The organism is Gemmatimonadota bacterium, assembly GCA_026706345.1.
In the GTDB taxonomy this organism is placed as follows: Bacteria; JAAXHH01; JAAXHH01; order JAAXHH01; family JAAXHH01; genus JAAXHH01.
In genome coordinates this window covers 1-1,119 of sequence record JAPOYX010000252.1, presented here as the reverse complement: position 1 = coordinate 1,119, position 1,119 = coordinate 1, and the positions used below count along the sequence as shown (strand labels likewise).

General features: G+C 62.4%; 1 protein-coding gene. It reads left to right on the top strand.

The features are described from left to right. Positions 1 to 180: 180 nt before the first annotated feature. Positions 181 to 1,119 (top strand): type II glyceraldehyde-3-phosphate dehydrogenase (locus OXG98_17960; GenBank protein ID MCY3773896.1); only part of this gene is annotated, 939 nt, incomplete at its 3' end.

Here is a 1,119-nt window from a genome sequence, read left to right as displayed (position 1 = left end):
TCCGGATGCAATCCGGCTTTCTAATATCATGATTATCATAGGTTTATTGGACCTTTGTACACCGAAACCTGACTTCATCGACATCCCGGCGCCATCCCGGGATCGGGCCGGTATATGCTACCGTACCGTTCAGGCGGGGCGCGGATGTCGCCCCATGAACAGGCGCATTCGAGGTCAACCATGATCAAGGTTCTGGTTTCCGGCTATGGGGTCATCGGCCAGCGGCTCGCGGACGGCGTCGAGCTGCAGGGAGACATGGAGCTTGTCGGCGTCGTGGACGCAGCGCCGACCCTCACGGTGCGGGCCCTCAAAGAGCGCGGGATGCCCCACAAGCTCTACGCCGCGTTCGACGGGGCCCGGGCGCGGCTCGAAGCGGCCGGTGTGCCGGTGTCGGGCACCCTGGATGATGTCCTGCCGCAGGTCGACATCGTGCTCGATGCGGCGCCCGGCGGCATCGGTGCGCAGAACAAGGTGCTCTATCAGGCACACGGCAAGAAGGCCGTCTTTCAGGGCGGGGAAAAGGACGAGATCGCCGATGTGTTCTTTCATGGCTACGCCAACTATGAGAGCGGCTTGAATCAGGATTTTCTCAAACTGACGTCCTGCAACACGACCGGGCTGATCCGGACCATCGACTGCCTGGACCGGGGTGTCGGTGTGGAGCGGGTCGCCATCACGATCGTTCGGCGCGTCGCCGATCCGGGCGACTACCACCGCGGGATCGTGAATGCGCTGCAGGTGGACAAGGCCCCCAATCATCAGGCCGTCGATCTGATGACCATCATGCCCCACGTGGAGGCGACGGGGCTGCTGGTGCATACCCCGATTACCCACGGGCACTTCATCTCGGTGCTTGCGACACCGAAGGAGGATCTCTCGGTGGATGAGGCCAAGGCGCTGTTCGCGGCCCACGACCGGATCCGGCTGATCTCCACCGACGAGGGGTTTCTCGGCAACGCTTCGATCTTCAAGTACGCACGTGACCTGGGGCGGCCGCGGGGCGACATCTACGAAGTACCCGTGTGGGAGGACACTTTCGTGAAGTCCGGACGCGACATCATGTTCGGTATCCATCTTCCGCAGGAGTCGGTCACGATTCCCGAATCCATCGACGCGATC